The 16,664-nt window shown below is 72.8% G+C and carries 15 protein-coding genes; 5 read left to right on the top strand and 10 right to left on the bottom strand.

The features are described from left to right. Positions 1–104: 104 nt before the first annotated feature. Positions 105–971 (top strand): AraC family transcriptional regulator, encoded by an 867-nt coding sequence (locus ACZ4NB_RS13635; protein ID WP_467661074.1) that lies wholly within the window; start codon positions 105–107, stop codon positions 969–971. An 87-nt stretch (positions 972–1,058) separates the two neighbouring features. Here ACZ4NB_RS13635 and ACZ4NB_RS13640 read toward each other — a convergent pair whose 3' ends face one another. The 6 genes from ACZ4NB_RS13640 to ACZ4NB_RS13665 form a co-directional block, all read right to left on the bottom strand. Continuing rightward, a complete protein-coding gene (locus ACZ4NB_RS13640) occupies positions 1,059–1,448 on the bottom strand; it encodes a PIN domain-containing protein (RefSeq protein ID WP_393488723.1) in 390 nt (129 codons plus the stop codon). Positions 1,449–1,543: 95 nt separating this feature from the next. Continuing rightward, complete coding sequence (locus tag ACZ4NB_RS13645; RefSeq protein ID WP_467661076.1) at positions 1,544–3,679, bottom strand: 3-hydroxyacyl-CoA dehydrogenase NAD-binding domain-containing protein; 2,136 nt, start codon at positions 3,677–3,679, stop codon at positions 1,544–1,546. After that, the gene (locus ACZ4NB_RS13650; protein WP_467661078.1) at positions 3,676–4,902 is read right to left on the bottom strand and encodes a thiolase family protein; all 1,227 of its coding nucleotides are present in this window, start codon (positions 4,900–4,902) and stop codon (positions 3,676–3,678) included. The genes ACZ4NB_RS13645 and ACZ4NB_RS13650 overlap by 4 nt, the downstream gene beginning before the upstream one ends. Positions 4,903–5,343: 441 nt before the next feature. Continuing rightward, positions 5,344–6,624 (bottom strand): HRDC domain-containing protein, encoded by a 1,281-nt coding sequence (locus ACZ4NB_RS13655; RefSeq protein ID WP_467661080.1) that lies wholly within the window; start codon positions 6,622–6,624, stop codon positions 5,344–5,346. A gap of 89 nt (positions 6,625–6,713) precedes the next feature. Beyond that, positions 6,714–7,376: a response regulator transcription factor gene (locus ACZ4NB_RS13660; protein ID WP_006602452.1), complete on the bottom strand. Its 663-nt coding sequence runs from the start codon at positions 7,374–7,376 to the stop codon at positions 6,714–6,716. A 283-nt stretch (positions 7,377–7,659) separates the two neighbouring features. After that, on the bottom strand, positions 7,660–8,316 hold the full coding sequence (locus ACZ4NB_RS13665) for a DUF3000 domain-containing protein (protein ID WP_467661082.1): 657 nt from the start codon (positions 8,314–8,316) through the stop codon (positions 7,660–7,662). 102 nt (positions 8,317–8,418) lie between these two features. On the opposite strand from ACZ4NB_RS13665, the gene hemE reads away from it, so the two are divergent. Next, positions 8,419–9,486, top strand: a complete 1,068-nt coding sequence (gene hemE / locus ACZ4NB_RS13670; RefSeq protein ID WP_467661084.1) for a uroporphyrinogen decarboxylase — start codon at positions 8,419–8,421, stop codon at positions 9,484–9,486. 38 nt (positions 9,487–9,524) lie between these two features. Next, complete coding sequence (locus ACZ4NB_RS13675) at positions 9,525–10,532, top strand: hypothetical protein (RefSeq protein ID WP_467661086.1); 1,008 nt, start codon at positions 9,525–9,527, stop codon at positions 10,530–10,532. 30 nt (positions 10,533–10,562) lie between these two features. Here the strand turns inward: ACZ4NB_RS13675 and ACZ4NB_RS13680 are convergent, their stop codons facing one another. Beyond that, positions 10,563–11,027 (bottom strand): winged helix-turn-helix transcriptional regulator, encoded by a 465-nt coding sequence (locus ACZ4NB_RS13680; RefSeq protein WP_467661088.1) that lies wholly within the window; start codon positions 11,025–11,027, stop codon positions 10,563–10,565. A 114-nt stretch (positions 11,028–11,141) separates the two neighbouring features. On the opposite strand from ACZ4NB_RS13680, the gene ACZ4NB_RS13685 reads away from it, so the two are divergent. Next, positions 11,142–12,374: an MFS transporter gene (locus ACZ4NB_RS13685; protein WP_467661089.1), complete on the top strand. Its 1,233-nt coding sequence runs from the start codon at positions 11,142–11,144 to the stop codon at positions 12,372–12,374. Positions 12,375–12,448: 74 nt separating this feature from the next. Next, positions 12,449–13,915 (top strand): membrane-associated oxidoreductase, encoded by a 1,467-nt coding sequence (locus ACZ4NB_RS13690; RefSeq protein WP_467661091.1) that lies wholly within the window; start codon positions 12,449–12,451, stop codon positions 13,913–13,915. Positions 13,916–13,988: 73 nt separating this feature from the next. Here ACZ4NB_RS13690 and ACZ4NB_RS13695 read toward each other — a convergent pair whose 3' ends face one another. From ACZ4NB_RS13695 to ACZ4NB_RS13705, 3 genes are read right to left on the bottom strand one after another with little or no spacing between them, the layout of a single operon-like run. Then, positions 13,989–15,404 (bottom strand): FAD-dependent oxidoreductase, encoded by a 1,416-nt coding sequence (locus tag ACZ4NB_RS13695; RefSeq protein WP_467661270.1) that lies wholly within the window; start codon positions 15,402–15,404, stop codon positions 13,989–13,991. Between the two features lie 44 nt (positions 15,405–15,448). Then, positions 15,449–16,099: a chloramphenicol phosphotransferase CPT family protein gene (locus tag ACZ4NB_RS13700; RefSeq protein ID WP_467661092.1), complete on the bottom strand. Its 651-nt coding sequence runs from the start codon at positions 16,097–16,099 to the stop codon at positions 15,449–15,451. A 10-nt stretch (positions 16,100–16,109) separates the two neighbouring features. Then, a complete protein-coding gene (locus ACZ4NB_RS13705) occupies positions 16,110–16,652 on the bottom strand; it encodes an aldehyde dehydrogenase family protein (RefSeq protein WP_467661094.1) in 543 nt (180 codons plus the stop codon). Between the last annotated feature and the right edge of the window lie 12 nt (positions 16,653–16,664).

A 16,664-nucleotide genomic window follows, 5' to 3' on the forward strand; every position in this document is an offset into this window, starting at 1 on the left:
AGATCGTCGGCGACCCGTCGTACCTGAGGGGACCGGGCACGGGATATCGGGTCCGGCACGGTGCGCCCTTCCTGTCGTGAGGGCCGCGAGGGAAGGAGACCGAGGTGCTGGAGCCGCTGAACGAGGCCCTGGAACACATCGAGTCGCATCTCGATCAGCCGATCGAGGTGGCCGAACTGGCGCGGATCGCGACGACGTCGGAGTACCACTTCCGACGGCTGTTCTCCGCGCTGGCGGGGATGGGGCTGTCGGAGTACATCCGGCGCCGGCGGCTGACCGTCGCGGGGGCCGAGGTGCTCGGCGCGGAGCGGACGCTGCTGGAGATCGCGGTGCGCTACGGCTACGGCTCGGGGGAGGCGTTCGCGCGAGCGTTCCGGGCCGTGCACGGTGTGGGACCGGGCGAGGCCCGGCGGACCGGGGCCGCGCTGCGCTCCCAGCCTCGGATGTCCTTTCGGGTGATCGTCGAAGGGAGCAGCAGCATGCGGTACCGCGTAGTGGAGAAGGAGCAGTTCCGGGTGGCCGGGAAGAAGGCCCGGGTCCCCCTCGTGCACGAGGGGGTGAACCCCGCGATAGCCGACTTCGTCCGGAGCATCGACCAGGAGACGATGCGGCGCGTCGGCGCGCTGTCCGATCAGGAGCCGGCGGGGATCGTCGCGGTGAGCGACGACCTCGACCCGAGCCGGGCGGAGGGGACCGAACTGGACTACTACCACGGCGTGGTGACCGGGGCGGACGTCCCGGAGGACCTGGACGCGCTCACCGTCCCGGCGGGGACCTGGGCCGTCTTCGACCACTCCGGGCCGTTCCCGCAGGCGCTCCAGCACCTGTGGCGGGACGTGTTCACCCAGTGGTTCCCGTCCAACCCGTACCAGAGCAGGCCGGGACCGGAGATCCTGCGTGTCCGCCTGTCGGCGGACGCGGCACGGGCGGACGCGGAGCTGTGGATCCCCGTGGAGCGGACCGGGGCTTGAGCGGGCGGCGCGGCGGTGTCCCACCCGGGACGCCACGGCGCCGCAGAGGCCCTAAGGGCTGGCCCGCCAGGGATTGCGGGCCAGCCCTTAGGAGCCGCCGCGCCGCCCCCATACCGCCCGGGGGCCCGTCACCCGCGCGCCCAGCGCCTGGACGCGCTCGCGCAGCCCGCGGTCGGCGGTGACCACCAGGCAGTCCCGTCCGCCGCCCTCGTCCGCCACCAGTGCGACGATCCGGTCGTCGCCGCTGCCGGCCGACGGCACCACCCGTACGCCCTCGACCGAGGTCACCCCGCGCGCCGCGCCCTCCACCACGAGGACCATCTCCAGGGGCGGCTCGGCCAGCCCCGGCAGGCCGGCGGCGGCGAGGCCGGGCAGCGCGTCGCGCAGCCGTTCCGCCGCGGCGTGCCGGTCCCGCCACCAGCCGTCGGGCACCGAGCCGACGACGTTCGCGGCATCGACAATGACCAAGGAATCCATGGCGCAACCTTCCCACGCGGAGCCTTCCGGCAACGCGAAAGCGCGGACCGGCTCCGCCGAGCCGGTCCGCGCCTTGCGCGGTCAGTCGCGCACCCTTACGCGGGCACGCTCGCCACGCCCGGGGCCAGGAACTTCTTGCCGGTCACCCGCTCGGAGACGCCCTCGCGGTCCAGGTACGGCGTGATGCCGCCCAGGTGGAAGGGCCAGCCGGCGCCGGTGATCAGGCACAGGTCGATGTCCTGCGCCTCGGCGACCACGCCCTCGTCCAGCATCAGGCCGATCTCCTGCGCGACGGCGTCCAGGACGCGGTCGCGGACCTGCTCCTCCGTCAGCACCGAGTCGCCCTGCTTGAGCAGTGCGACGACCTCGGGGTCCAGCTCCGGCTTGCCGGAGTCGTAGACGTAGAAGCCGCGCTTGCCGGCCTTGACGACGGCCGCGAGGTTCGGGGAGACCGTGAAGCGGTCCGGGAAGGCGCCGTGCAGCGTCTCGGAGACGTGCAGACCGATCGCCGGGCCGACCAGCTCCAGCAGCACCAGCGGGGACATCGGCAGACCGAGCGGCTCGATGGCCTTCTCGGAGACCTCGACCGGGGTGCCCTCGTCGATGACGTTCTGGATCTCGCCCATGAAGCGGGTCAGGATGCGGTTCACGACGAACGCCGGGGCGTCCTTGACGAGCACCGCGGTCTTCTTCAGCTTCTTGGCGACACCGAAGGCGGTGGCCAGCGAGGCGTCGTCGGTCTTCTCGCCGCGCACGATCTCCAGCAGCGGCAGGATCGCGACCGGGTTGAAGAAGTGGAAGCCCACGACCCGCTCGGGGTGCTTGAGCTTCGACGCCATCTCGGTCACCGACAGCGAGGAGGTGTTGGTGGCGAGGATGGCGTGCGCCGGAGCGACGGCCTCGACCTCGGCGAACACCTGCTGCTTGACGCCGATCTCCTCGAAGACGGCCTCGATGATGAAGTCCGCGTCGGAGAAGCCCTCGGCCTTGTCCAGCACACCGGTCACCAGGGCCTTGAGGCGGTTGGCCTTGTCCTGGTTGATCCGGCCCTTGCCGAGCAGCTTGTCGATCTCGGCGTGGACGTAGCCCACACCCTTGTCGACCCGCTCCTGGTCGATGTCGGTCAGCACGACCGGCACCTCCAGGCGGCGCAGGAAGAGCAGCGCCAGCTGAGAGGCCATCAGACCGGCGCCGACGACACCGACCTTGGTGACCGGACGGGCCAGGCTCTTGTCCGGCGCGCCGGCGGGGCGCTTGGCGCGCTTCTGCACCAGGTTGAACGAGTAGATGCCGGCGCGGAGTTCGCCGCCCATGATCAGGTCGGCGAGCGCCACGTCCTCGGCGTCGAACCCGGCCTGCAGGTCGCCGCTCTTGGCCGCGGCGATGATCTCCAGCGCGCGGTACGCGGCCGGCGCGGCGCCGTGCACCTTGCCGTCGGCGATGGACTTGCCGCGCTCGACGGCCTGGTCCCAGGCCGCACCGCGGTCGATCTCGGCGCGCTCGACCGTCACCTCGCCCTTGAGGACGTTGGCGGTCCAGATCAGCGACTGCTCCAGGAAGTCCGCGCCCTCGAAGATCGCGTCGGCGATCCCGAGGTCGAAGACCTGCTGGCCCTTGAGCTGCTTGTTCTGGTTGAGCGAGTTCTCGATGATCACCGAGACGGCCTTGTCGGCGCCGATCAGGTTCGGCAGCAGCGCACAGCCGCCCCAGCCCGGGACGAGGCCCAGGAAGACCTCGGGGAGGGAGAAGGCCGGCAGGGCCTTGGAGACGGTGCGGTACGAGCAGTGCAGACCGACCTCGACGCCGCCGCCCATGGCCGCGCCGTTGTAGTACGCGAAGGTGGGTACGGCCAGCCCGGACAGCCGCTTGAAGACCTCGTGGCCGCCCTTGCCGATGGCCAGCGCGTCGTCGTGGTTCTTCAGCAGCTCGACGCCCTTGAGGTCGGCGCCGACGGCGAAGATGAACGGCTTGCCGGTCAGGCCGACGCCGACGATGTCGCCGTCCGCGGCCTCCTTCTCGACCTGGTCGAGGGCGGCGTTGAGGTTCGCCAGCGAGCCGGGCCCGAAGGTGGTCGGCTTGGTGTGGTCGAAGCCGTTGTCCAGCGTGATGAGCGCGAAGCGCCCGGCGCCGAACGGCAGGTCGAGGTGGCGTACGTGCGCTGAGGTGACGACCTCGTCGGGGAACAGCTCGGCCGCGCCCTTCAGCAGCTCGGCGGTGGTGGTGGTGCTCACTTGCTGCCTCCGGCGTCCTTGTGGTTCGGGTTCTCCCAGATGACCGTCGCGCCCATGCCGAAGCCGACGCACATCGTGGTCAGGCCGTAGCGGACCTCCGGCTGCTCCTCGAACTGGCGGGCCAGCTGCGTCATCAGCCGGACGCCGGAGGAGGCCAGCGGGTGGCCGAAGGCGATCGCGCCGCCGTACTGGTTGACGCGCGCGTCGTCGTCGGCGATGCCGTAGTGGTCGAGGAAGGCGAGCACCTGCACGGCGAACGCCTCGTTGATCTCGAACAGGCCGATGTCGCCGATGCCCAGGCCCGCCTTGGCGAGGGCCTTCTCGGTCGCCGGGATCGGGCCGTAGCCCATGACCTCCGGCTCCACGCCCGCGAAGGCGTAGGAGACCAGGCGCATCTTGACCGGGAGGTTGTTCTCCCGGGCGAAGTCCTCGGAGGCGATGATCGAGGCGGTGGCGCCGTCGTTGAGACCGGCGGCGTTGCCCGCGGTGACGCGGCCGTGGGTACGGAACGGCGTCTTCAGCCCGGCCAGGTTCTCCAGGGTGGTCCCCGGGCGCATCGGCTCGTCGCTGGTCACCAGGCCCCAACCGGTCTCGCCGACCTCGGAGTTGGTGTTGCGCACCGAGATCGGGACCAGGTCCTGCTGGATCTTCCCGTTCGCGTACGCCTTCGCCGCCTTCTCCTGCGAGCGCACGGCGTACTCGTCGGCGCGCTGCTTGGTGATCTGCGGGTAGCGGTCGTGGAGGTTCTCCGCGGTCATGCCCATGAACAGCGCGGACTCGTCGACGAGCTTCTCGCTGACGAACCGCGGGTTCGGGTCGACGCCCTCGCCCATCGGGTGCCGGCCCATGTGCTCGACGCCACCGGCGATGACGGCGTCGTACGCGCCGAAGGCGATGGAGCCGGCGGTGGTCGTGACGGCGGTCAGCGCACCGGCGCACATGCGGTCGATGGAGTAGCCGGGCACGGACTGCGGGAGGCCCGCGAGGATGCCGGCGGTACGGCCCAGGGTCAGGCCCTGGTCGCCGATCTGCGTGGTGGCGGCGATGGCGACTTCGTCGATCTTCGCGGGGTCCAGGTCCGGGTTGCGGCGCAGCAGCTCCCGGATGGCCTTCACGACGAGATCGTCGGCGCGGGTCTCGTGGTAGATGCCCTTCGGGCCCGCCTTGCCGAACGGGGTGCGGACGCCGTCGACGAAGACGACGTCCCTAGCGGTACGAGGCACGTTGGCTCTCCTCCAGGTGCGGGGTGGCACTGCTGCGTGGCGCCCCCAGGGACGCTTCACACCGACATGCTACTTACGGGTAACCAAGCTGCACACCCCCATCGGCCGGAGCGGCGAAGGTCACACCGGATGGAGGCGGAGGGGGCCGGGCGGCGGCCGCCGGATGAAGGCGGGGCGTGGCCGGGCGGCGGCCCGTCGAACGCGGGCGGCGTGCACCTGGGCGGCGGGCCGGTGGGAGGCGCACCCGGGCGACCGGAGCGGGGTCGAAAGGGGCCGAATGCTGTCCGGTGTTGGCGGAATTCAGCCGTTCGGCCGGCTCAATGCCCGTATGGCGGTGAATTGCGGTGAGGTGGCGGCGCGCACTGCGAGCCGTGCGGCGGCGGCCTCCGGCGGCGCGAAGGCGGGTCCGCGGCGGTCCCCGGCCGGGGACCGCCGCACGCGTCAGCCGTCAGCCGGGTCCGCCAGCAGCGCCTCGGTCAGCAGCGGCGCGACCTGTTCGATCTGCCAGGGGCGGGCGCCGTGGCCCTTGAGGGCCTGCGCGACCGACTCGTCGGTCGGCTCGGCCGGCGGCTCCCAGCACAGACGGCGCACCGTGTCCGGGGTGATCAGGTTCTCCTGCGGGAGGTTCAGGCGCTCGGCCAGGGCGGTGACCCCGGCGCGGGCGGCCGACAGCCGGGCCGCGGCGACCGGGTCCTTGTCGGCCCAGGAGCGGGGCGGCGGCGGCCCGTTGAGCGGCTGGCCGGGCTGCGGCAGCTCGTTCTCCGGGAGGGCGCGGGCGCGGTCGACGGCGGCCTGCCACTGCTCCAGCTGTCGGCGGCCCATGCGGTGGCCGAAGCCGGGCAGCGCCGCCAGCGCGTTGCTGTTCGGCGGCAGATGCAGCGCCGCCTCCACGATCGCGGCGTCGCCGAGCACCTTGCCCGGCGACACATCGCGCCGCTGGGCGACCTGGTCGCGGGCCGTCCACAGCTCCCGTACGACCGCCATCTGGCGGCGCCTGCGGACCTTGTGCATGCCGGAGGTGCGGCGCCAGGGGTCCTTGCGGGGCGGCGGCGGGGGAGCGGCGGCGATCGCGGCGAACTCCTGCCGGGCCCACTCCAACTTCCCCTGCCGGGTCAGCTCCTCCTCCAGCGCGTCGCGCAGGTCCACCAGCAGCTCGACGTCGAGCGCGGCATAGCGCAGCCAGGGCTCGGGCAGCGGGCGGGTGGACCAGTCGACGGCGGAGTGGCCCTTCTCCAGGGCGTAGCCGAGGACGTTCTCGACCATCGCGCCCAGGCCGACCCGGGCGAAGCCGGCCAGTCGGCCGGCCAGCTCCGTGTCGAACAGCCGGGAGGGGACCATCCCTATGTCGCGCAGGCACGGCAGGTCCTGGGTGGCGGCGTGCAGCACCCACTCGGCGTCGCCGATCGCCTCGCCCAGGGCCGACAGGTCGGGGCAGCCGACCGGGTCGATCAGTACGCTGCCGGCACCCTCGCGGCGCAGCTGGACGAGGTAGGCGCGCTGGCCGTAGCGGTAGCCCGAGGCGCGCTCGGCGTCGACGGCGACCGGTCCGGTACCGGCCGCGAAGGCGGCCACGACCTCGGCGAGCGCCTCGGGTGTGGCGGTCACCGGGGGGATGCCCTCGCGGGGCTCCAGGAGAGGGACCGGCGCCGGTCGGGAATCCGGAGGCGAGTCTCCGGGTGCTCGCAGTGTCGTGTCTGCTGCGGTCTTTTGGGCGTCGGTCACCAGTCAAGGGTATCTGTGTATGCACGTCGCCCGTCGAGGGAACGTTCCCTCGACGGGCGAGCCGGTCGTGTAAAGGGTCAGTTAAAGGGTCAGTGGATGATGCCGGTGCGCAGCGCGACGGCCACCATTCCGGCTCGGTCGCCGGTGCCGAGCTTGCGGGCGATCCGGGCGAGGTGGCTCTTGACGGTCAGCGCCGACAGTCCCATGGAGACGCCGATGGCCTTGTTGGACTGGCCCTCCGCCACCAGCCGCAACACCTCGACCTCACGGCCCGACAGCTCGCGGTAGCCGCCGGGGTGGCCCGGGGCGCCCGGCGGGCGGCGCTGCATACGGGCCGCGTTGGCGCCGATCGGCGAGGTGCCTGGGCGGCCGGGAATGCCCAGGTTGGTCCGGGTGCCTGTGACGACATAGCCCTTGACGCCGCCGGCCAGGGCGTTGCGCACGGCGCCGATGTCGTCGGCCGCGGAGAGCGCGAGCCCGTTGGGCCAGCCGGCCGCCCGGGTCTCGGACAGCAGCGTGAGGCCGGAGCCGTCGGGAAGGTGGACGTCGGCAACGCAGATGTCGCGCGGGTTGCCGACGCGGGGACGGGCCTCCGCGATGGACGACGCCTCGATCACGTCGCGTACACCGAGTGCCCACAGGTGGCGGGTGACGGTGGAGCGGACGCGAGGGTCGGCCACGACGACCATGGCCGTCGGCTTGTTCGGGCGGTAGGCGACCAGGCTCGAAGGTTGCTCGAGGAGAACAGACACCGGGCCTCCTGGGGGAGTGGCGGGGACGGAAGCCGGCTTGGGGGAGCCGGAATGATCCGTGTTTGAAGGGTCACTGACCTCTTCGGCAGCAAACCGGCGGGACTTTAGACTTTGATCACGATTTAGTTAGGGGCAATTCGGGCAAATCGGATGGGTGATCGATCAGGTGTGGGCACGGAGTGCATACCGAGATGATCAGAGCCGTGCGCGAACGTGATCAAGGTGGGCGCCGGGCGGCGCCCTCTTGACTGCTCGGCACGGCTGTGAATGCGCGGCGGGCGGCTCAGCGCGGCTGTGCGCCGCGCCGCTGCGGCAGCGGGACGACCCCGCCGCGCGGCGCCATGTCCAGCGCGGCCGGCGGCAGCCCCGCGACCTGGCACAGCAGATCGCACCAGGCCGCCAGATGCGCCGCCATGTCCGGCACCCCGCCGGGGCCCTCGACCGGCGTCCAGGACGCCCGGATCTCGATCTGGGTCGCCGGCTCGCGCGCGGCGAGCCCGCCGAAGTAGTACGACCCGGCCCGGGTCACCGTGCCGCTCGGCGCGCCGTAGGGCACCCCGCGCGCCTCCAGCGCACCCGTCAGCCACGACCAGGAGACCTCCGGCAGCAGCGGATCGGCGCCCATCTCCGGCTCCAGTTCCGCCCGCGCCAGCGTCACCACGCGGAAGGTGCCGTGCCAGGCGTCGTCCCCGGCCGGGTTGTGCAGCAGCACCAGCCGTCCGTCCGCCAGGTCCTTGTCCTCGCTGCCCGGTCCCGAGCCGTGCTCGACGACCGCCGCCTCCAGTGCGTACGCGAACGGGGCGAGCCGTTTGGGAGCGGGCGTCGGGTCGATCTCGATCTCGGGCCGCAGTCGGGCCGAGCGAAGCGCCTCGACCGCCTGACGGAAGGGGATCGGGGCCTCGTCCGCGCTGTCCGCGAGGTGTTCTTGAGCCGCAGCCATGCCCGGAAGATTAGGCGGAACCGAGCCCGTATACGCGGAGGACACCCGGATCGCGCGTCGCCCATTCGGAGGCCCCCTGGGGCGCATGCGAAGATTTGGGGCGTGAGCGCCAACGAAGCCCCCGCGGGCCAGCAGCAGACCGGTACATACGACTCGGCCTTCCTCAGGGCCTGCCGGCGTGAGCCGGTGCCGCACACGCCGGTGTGGTTCATGCGCCAGGCGGGGCGCTCACTGCCGGAGTACCGCAAGGTCCGCGAGGGCATCGCGATGCTCGACTCCTGCATGCGGCCCGAGCTGGTCACCGAGATCACGCTGCAGCCCGTGCGCCGCCACGGCGTCGACGCCGCCATCTACTTCAGCGACATCGTCGTCCCGCTCAAGGCCCTCGGCATCGACCTCGACATCAAGCCCGGCATCGGCCCGGTCGTCGCGAACCCGATCCGCACCCGCGCCGACCTCGACCAGCTGCGCGCCCTGGAGCCCGGCGACGTCCCCTACGTCACCGAGGCCATCGGCATGCTCGTGCGCGAGCTGGGCGGTACCCCGCTGATCGGCTTCGCCGGCGCGCCCTTCACCCTCGCCAGCTACCTCGTCGAGGGCGGCCCGTCCCGCAACCACGAGCACACCAAGGCCCTCATGTACGGCGACCCGCAGCTGTGGGCCGACCTGCTGGACCGCCTCGCCGACATCACCGCCGCCTTCCTCAAGGTGCAGATCGAGGCCGGGGCGAGCGCGGTGCAGCTCTTCGACTCCTGGGTCGGCGCGCTCTCGCCCGCGGACTACCGCCGCTCGGTGATGCCCGCCTCCGCCAAGGTGTTCAAGGCGGTCGAGGGCCTCGGCGTGCCGCGCATCCACTTCGGCGTCGGCACCGGCGAACTCCTCGGCCTGCTGGGTGAGGCGGGCGCGGATGTCGTCGGCGTCGACTGGCGGGTGCCGCTGGACGAGGCGGCCCGCCGCGTCGGCCCCGGCAAGGCGCTCCAGGGCAACATCGACCCGGCGGTGCTCTTCGCCCCCCGCGAGGCCGTCGAGACCAAGGCCCGCGAGGTGCTGGACGCGGCGGCCGGTCTCGAAGGCCATGTCTTCAACCTCGGCCACGGCGTCCTGCCCGACACCGACCCCGACGCGCTGACCCGCCTGGTGGAGTACGTCCACACCCAGACGGCGCGCTGAGCGGAACTGCGTCCGGGCCGCTGGGCGTCGTGGAGGGCATGAACGCCACCCCCGACGCCCCGATAGCGGATCTCGCCGCGGCCTGGGAAGAGGTCCGCGCCGAGTACTACGCGGACCACGACCCGGAACTCGTGCTGGCCTGCGCCCGCGCGCTCGCCGCCGACCCCGGTGGCGAGCGCGCCTGGCTGTGGACCTTCGGACTGCTGATGACCGCCGACTACGTCACCCTGCAGTCCGCCTCCGACGGCACCGCGGCGGCCGCCCTCGACGCGTTGCGCGCCGCCGACCGGGAGCTGCGCGAGCGCCCCTGCGCCCACGACGGGCACCCCTACGAGGGCGATCTCGACGAGCGGCTGCCGCGCCTGGTCTCCTACCTCCCGCTGCTGGAGCACGGCGCGGCACCGGACGGGGAGGCGGACCGGGGAGCTTGGGCGTGCGCCGAGGTGTGGCGCTGCCCGCGCAATGTCGCCGGCTACGCCCGGGTGGCCATCGACATCCTCGCCCCGGGGACCACCGACGCCATCCCGGCCCGGCTGTCCACCGCCGAGCAGGAGGAGATCGGCGACCTGGCCTCCATCCTCGACGGCAACCCGGCCCCCGGGGTCAGCGTGTCCTGGTCGCTGTCCCACTACGGCAAGGCGCTCGCCGCGGCGACCGAGCCCGCCGAACGCGCCGGGCTGGTCGTCATCGTCACCGCACTGTCCCGGTACGCGGTCGGCCTCGTGGACTGTCCGGGGCCGCTCAACGATCTGATCGCCGGGCTCGCGTCCGTACCGGCGGCGCCCGCCGGAGGGGGCTGCGGGCACGGCACGGCGGCGCATCCGGCCCTCCCCGAGGACCCGGAGGAGGTCCTCACGGCCGGGATGCGCCTGAAGAGCCCCGGCGGACGACGGCTGCTCGCGGAGCGGAGCGGGCGTCCCGACGAGGGCGCGCCGCTGGAGACCTGGCTGTGCCCGGCGTTCGTGGCGGGGCTGGCCCGTGCGGCACTGCAGCGCGTCCGGGCCGCCCGCGAGGAGCTGTTCGGCGCGCTGGGGGCCGCGCGTTAGGGGAGACGCCCTCACCGTCCATGCCCGGAGTCAGCCGGTGCCGTCCGCGGTGCCGAGCTTTTCGACGACGGTCTCGTCCGGGCCGACGGGGCGCCCCTCGCTGGAGCGGATCTCCAGCGGGCTCAGCGGGTGCCCGTTGCGGCGGTCGAGGAGCCGCGAGTGCGCCTCCCCCGGGCCGAAGCAGTGCCCCTCGCCCCACTGGCGCAGCGCCACGATGACGGGGAAGAGCGCGCGCCCCTTCTCCGTGAGCACGTACTCCTGGTAGCGGCTGCCGTCGGAGGCGGGCACGGTCGTCATCACACCGGTCTCCTCCAGCGTGCGCAGCCGGCTGGTGAGGATGTTCTTGGCGATGCCCAGGCTTCGCTGGAACTGGCCGAAGCGGCGACTGCCGTCGAAGGCGTCGCGCACGATCAGCAGGGACCACCAGTCGCCGATGGCGTCGATCGACCGGGCAACGGGACACGGTTCGGCGTCGAACCGCGTACGGGCGACCATCGCGCCTCCTCCTTCGTCCACACATCTGGTTGCAACATGCTACCTCCTGGCTTAAGGTCCGTGCAGGTAGCAACTTGCAACCATGAAGGGGGCGCCATGAAAGGGGGACGCCGTATGCCGAGCGACTGCTCGACGGCCGGCGGCCGGACGGCCGCGCACACCGCACCCGATCCGTCCGGTCCGCCGTCCGCGCGCCTGGTCCTGCTCTTCGCCGTCGCCTGCGGCTGCGCGGTGGCCAACGTCTACTTCGCCCAGCCGCTGCTGGTCACCCTCGGCGAGCAGTTCGGGCTCGGCTCCGGCCTGCTCGGCGCCATCGTCACCGTCACCCAACTCGGATACGCCGCGGGTCTGTTGCTGCTCGTCCCGCTCGGCGACCTCGTCGACCGGCGCCGGCTGGTCACCCTCCAGCTCGGGCTGCTCGCCGCCGCGCTGCTGACCGCGGGTCTGGCACCCGGGGCCGCCGCGCTGCTCGCCGCCCTCGCGGCGGTCGGTGCGCTCGCCGTCGTCGCCCAGACCATGGTCGCCGCGGCGGCCCGGCTCACCGCTCCGGCCTTTCGGGGGCGGGTCGTCGGCGCGGTCACCAGCGGCGTGATCACCGGCATTCTGCTGGCCCGCACGGTGGCAGGCGTCATGGCCGACCTGGCCGGATGGCGCGCCGTCTACCTCCTGTCGGCCGGGGTGACCGCGACGCTGGCGGTGCTCCTGCGCCGCGCCCTGCCGGCCGACCGGCCGCCGACGGCCACCCTGCCCTACCGGCGTCTGCTGGTATCGACCGTCACCCTGTTCGCCCGCCACCCTCTGCTCCGGGTCCGCGGCATGCTGGCGCTACTGGTCTTCGCGGCCTTCAGCACGCTGTGGAGCAGCGTCGTCCAGCCGCTGAGCGCTCCCCCCTGGTCGCTGACGCACACCGCGATCGGCGCGTTCGGGCTCGCCGGAGCGGCCGGGGCCGCGGCCGCGGGGGCCGCCGGCCGATGGAACGACCGCGGTCTCGCACAGCGGACCACGGGTACCGCGCTGGTCCTGCTCACCGTGTCGTGGCTCCCCCTCGCCCTTACCCGGCACTCGCTCTGGGCCCTGGCCGTCGGGGCGGTCCTGCTGGACTTCGCCGTCCAGGCCGTGCACGTCACCAACCAGTCCCTCATCTACGCGGTCCACCCGGATGCGGGAAGCAGAATCATCGGCGGCTACATGGTCTTCTACTCGGCCGGCAGCGCCCTCGGCGCCCTCGGCTCCTCCACGGCGTACGCGGCGGCCGGGTGGACAGGGGTCTCCGCCCTGGGGGCGGCGTTCAGCTGCGCGGCCCTGCTGCTGTGGGCGACGACCCGGCGCCTGGGCCCAGGGGCGTGACGGGGACCCGCCGCAGGAACGGTCTGCTCCGTAAGGCGATTGACAGCTTGAACGCGGCGCGTCAAAGTCCCGGCGTGAACGAGATCGACGATCTGACACCGGCCGAACGGCGTATCCGGCGGGCCTTCCCCCGAGGCGAGCCGGTGGACTTCCGCACCGCCGAGGACGAGGATCCGGCACTCGGCGACACCTGGGGCGCCGAGCGGACCGTACGGGCGAGCGTGCTGCGGGCACTGCTGCTCAAGGCCCCGCAGGAGGACGGGGAGATCGCCGCGCTCAAGATCGCGGGGGCGCGGATCACCGGCGTACTGGACCTGAAGTACGCCACGATCGACGCCGCCGTCCGGCTGAGCCACTGCCACTTCGACGACGTCCCCGACCTGTACGGTGCCCGGCTGCGCCAGCTCAATCTGAGCAAGTCCGCGCTGCCGGGCCTGACTTCGGCGACATTGCACGTCGAAGGAGTGCTGCGGATGACGGACTGCCGGATGCGGGGGCCGGTGCGGCTCGGTGGGGCGCAGATCTCCGGGGCGCTGTTCATGGAGCGGGCGGAGTTCACGGCGCCGGACGACTCCGAGCCGGTGCTGCAGCTCAACCAGGCCGAGATCGGCGACGACTTGTGGGCGCCGGAGATGCGCGCGCACGGACAGGTACGGCTCACCGGCGCCGCCATCGCCGGGCGGATCAATGTTCAGGACGCCGAGTTCCACCATCCCGGCGGCACCGCACTGGACGCCCAGAACCTCAGTGTGGGTGCCCATGTACGGGCGCGGTGCATCCGCGCGCGCGGTCGGGTCGAGCTGCGCGGCTCGCGGATATCGGGCCGTCTCGACCTGCTCCACGCCCACTTGTCGCATCCGGGCGACACCGCGCTGCGGGCGAGCAGTTGCGTCATCGGTGAACTGTGGCTGCGCAGGGGCGACCGCATCGAGGGCGCGCTGAACCTGCGGCGTTCCCGCATAGAGATCCTCACCCTCGAACCGGAGATGCTGCCGGACCAGGTGCACCTCAGCAATCTCACGTACACCGTGCTCGCCCCGCACGAGCCCGCCGAGCGCCGCCTTCCGATGCTGGAGCTGGAGGGTGACCGGTATGAGCCGTACGGCTACGAGCAGTTGACGGCGGCCTACCGCCACGTCGGTGACGACGACGCGGCCCGCCTCGTCCAACTCGCCAAGCAGCGCCGCCGGCGCACCACGCTCACCTGGTACGGACGGCTGTGGGGATACGTCCAGGACGCCACCGTCGGCTACGGCTTCCGACCGTTGCGCGCGGCGGTCTGGCTGCTGTCCCTCATGGCCGTCGGATCGATCGCCTACGGCCTGCACCACCCGCGCCCCGTCAAGGCCGACGAGGCCCCCGACTTCAACCCCGTCTTCTACACCCTCGACCTGCTCCTGCCGGTCGTCAACTTCGGCCAGGAGTCGGCGTTCGCCCCTGACGGCTGGTACCAGTGGCTGTCGTACGCCCTGATCATCACCGGCTGGATCCTGGCGACGACGATCCTTGCCGGTGTGACCCGCACGGTCAGCCGCCAGTGACCCGTTCCGGAACCTTCGACGAGGTATCGGCGCTCCGTGGCGGTGGGCCCTTCGGCACACCGGTTCACCGCCGTCAGCCGCCCGCCGCCCGTACCGCCGCCGTCGCCTTGCGGGCCGCGACCAGTACGGGGTCCCAGACGGGGGAGAACGGCGGGGCGTAGCCGAGGTCGAGGGCGGTCATCTGCTCCACCGTCATCCCGGCGGTGAGGGCGACCGCCGCGATGTCCACCCGCTTGCCGGCGCCCTCCCGGCCGACGATCTGCACTCCGAGCAGCCGGCCGGTGCGGCGCTCGGCGAGCATCTTGACCTGCATCGGGCGGGCGCCCGGGTAGTAGCCGGCCCGGCTGGTGGACTCCACGGTCACCGCGACGAAGCGCAGGCCGGCCGCGTGCGCCTGCCGCTCCAGCAGGCCCGTGCGGGCGATCTCCAGATCGCAGACCTTGCTGACGGCCGTGCCGACGACACCGGGGAAGGTGGCATAACCGCCGCCCACATTGGTGCCGATGACCTGGCCGTGCTTGTTGGCGTGGGTGCCCAGGGCGATATGGCGGGTGCGGCCCGAGACCAGGTCGTGGACCTCCACGCAGTCGCCGCCCGCCCAGACGGCGTCCTGGCCGCGCACCCGCATCGCGAGGTCGGTGAGCAGCCCGCCGGACTCGCCGAGCGGCAGCCCGGCCGCGGCGGCCAGCGCCGTCTCGGGGCGTACGCCCATGCCCAGCACCACCACGTCCGCCGGGTACTCGGCGTCCTCGGTGGTCACCGCGCGGGCCCGCCCCGCGGAGTCGGTCAGCACACCGGTGGCGGTCGTGCCGGTCACCGTCTCGATGCCCATCCCGCACATCGCCTCGTGGACCAGCGCGCCCATGTCCGGGTCGAGGGTGGACATCGGCTGCGCGCTCTGCTCCAGGACGGTGACCTGGTAGCCGCGCCGGATCAGCGCCTCGGCCATCTCCACGCCGATGTAGCCCGCGCCGACCACCACCGCCCGCCGTCCCGCGGTCTGCTCCAGGGTGTCCAGTGGCGCCTGTCGTCCCGCGACCTGCTGCAGGGGGTCCGCCACCCCACGCCGTCCCGCGGTCTGCTCCAGGCTGTCCAGCAGGGCCCGTCCGTCGTCCAGGGTCTGCACACCGTGCACCCCGGGGGCGTCGATCCCCGGCAGGTCGGGGCGCAGCGGACGGGCGCCGGTGGCCAGCACCAGCTTGTCGAAGCCGGTCCAGGACTCCCGGCCGCCGTCGTCCAGCTCGCGGGTGCGTACCCGGCCGCGGTCCAGGTCGAGTTCGGTGACCTCGGTCCGCATCCGCAGATCGATGTCCCGGGCGCGGTGCTCCTCGGCCGTACGGGCGATCAGCGCGTCCGGCCCGTCGACCACGCCGCCCACCCAGTACGGGATGCCGCAGGCGGAGTACGAGGTGAAGTGGCTGCGCTCGAACGCGGTGATCGCCAGCTCGTCGGGCTTTTTCAGCCGGCGCGCCTGCGACGCGGCCGACATCCCCGCCGCATCGCCGCCGACGATCACCAACCGCTCCGTTGCCGTCACGGCCGTCCCTCCCCCGCCACTCGTGCCGCGCCCCGCGCCGCGGTACCGCCCTGCTCCGCCGCGTCACCCCGGCCGGTGCCGTAGACCGGCCGGAGCCGCTCGAAGGCCGTGGGGGTGGGCCGCCCGGGCAGGAACTCCTTGATCTGCCGGGCGCACTCCTCGGGAGCGGTGTCGGTGGTGTCGCACTCGATGTCGTAGATCCCATGGGCGTGCACCTGCGCCAGCTGGCCGGCCGCCAGGCCCAGCGGGCGGTCGCCCCGGGCCTGTTCGCGGCGCGCCAACTCCTCGGGCGAGCAGCAGACCCCGACCAGGACGACGTTCTCGGGCGGGAACAGGTCCAGGCAGTCGCGCAGCCGCCAGGGCTCGCTCAGCACATGGTCCACGATGACGGTGTTGCCGGCCGCCGCCATCCCGGCGACCGCGCGGTGGAAGCCCCGCCAGGTGCGCAGGAGGGTGGCGCGCAGCGCGTCCGGCGTCAGCTCGTGGCGCGAGCGCATGCGGTGGAAGGCGTCGACGGGCAGATGGAAGCACGGCTCGTCGAGCGTGTGCAGCAGCGCCTCGGCCAGGCTCGACTTCCCCGAACTCGACGTGCCGTTCAGGAAGACGATCAGCCCGGACTCCGGGGCGGGCAGGTCGGGCAGGGGCATCCGGGGCACCTCAGAACGGGTAGGCGGCGGGCGTGGCGCGCACCGTGGTCCAGCGGGTTTCGGTGAAGGCGTCGAGGTTGGCCTCGCCACCGAAACGGGAGCCGGTTCCGGAGTCGCCGAGACCGCCGAAGGGGGCGATCGGTTCGTCGTTGACTGTCTGGTCGTTGATGTGGACGAGGCCGGTGGGGACGCGGTCGGCGAGGTCGAGGGCGCGGCGCAGCACCGCGGCCCGCTCGGAGTACGGCGCCTTGCCCCAGGCGCGCTGGGCGCGGGCCGCGGTCAGCGCGGCCCGCTCGACGTCCGAGGGGGCGGCGAGTGTGAGCGTGCCCAGCACCTCGCCCGTCGCGGGTTCGATCACCGCCGTCTCGCCGCCGTGCAGCAGGCGCCGGCGCGCCGGGTCGAGCAGGGGCATCGGGCAACCTCCGGGCCGGGCGGGGCAGCTGACGGGGCACGGCTTCCGGCAACGGGGACGAGACCGGCAGCGGGAACGAGAGCGGCGACGGGACGCGAGCGGCGACGGCACCGGGCACGAGTCTGCCCGTGTGCGCCTCATGCTGCCGTACGC

It is taken from the genome of Streptomyces sp. NPDC026575, from assembly GCF_055567415.1.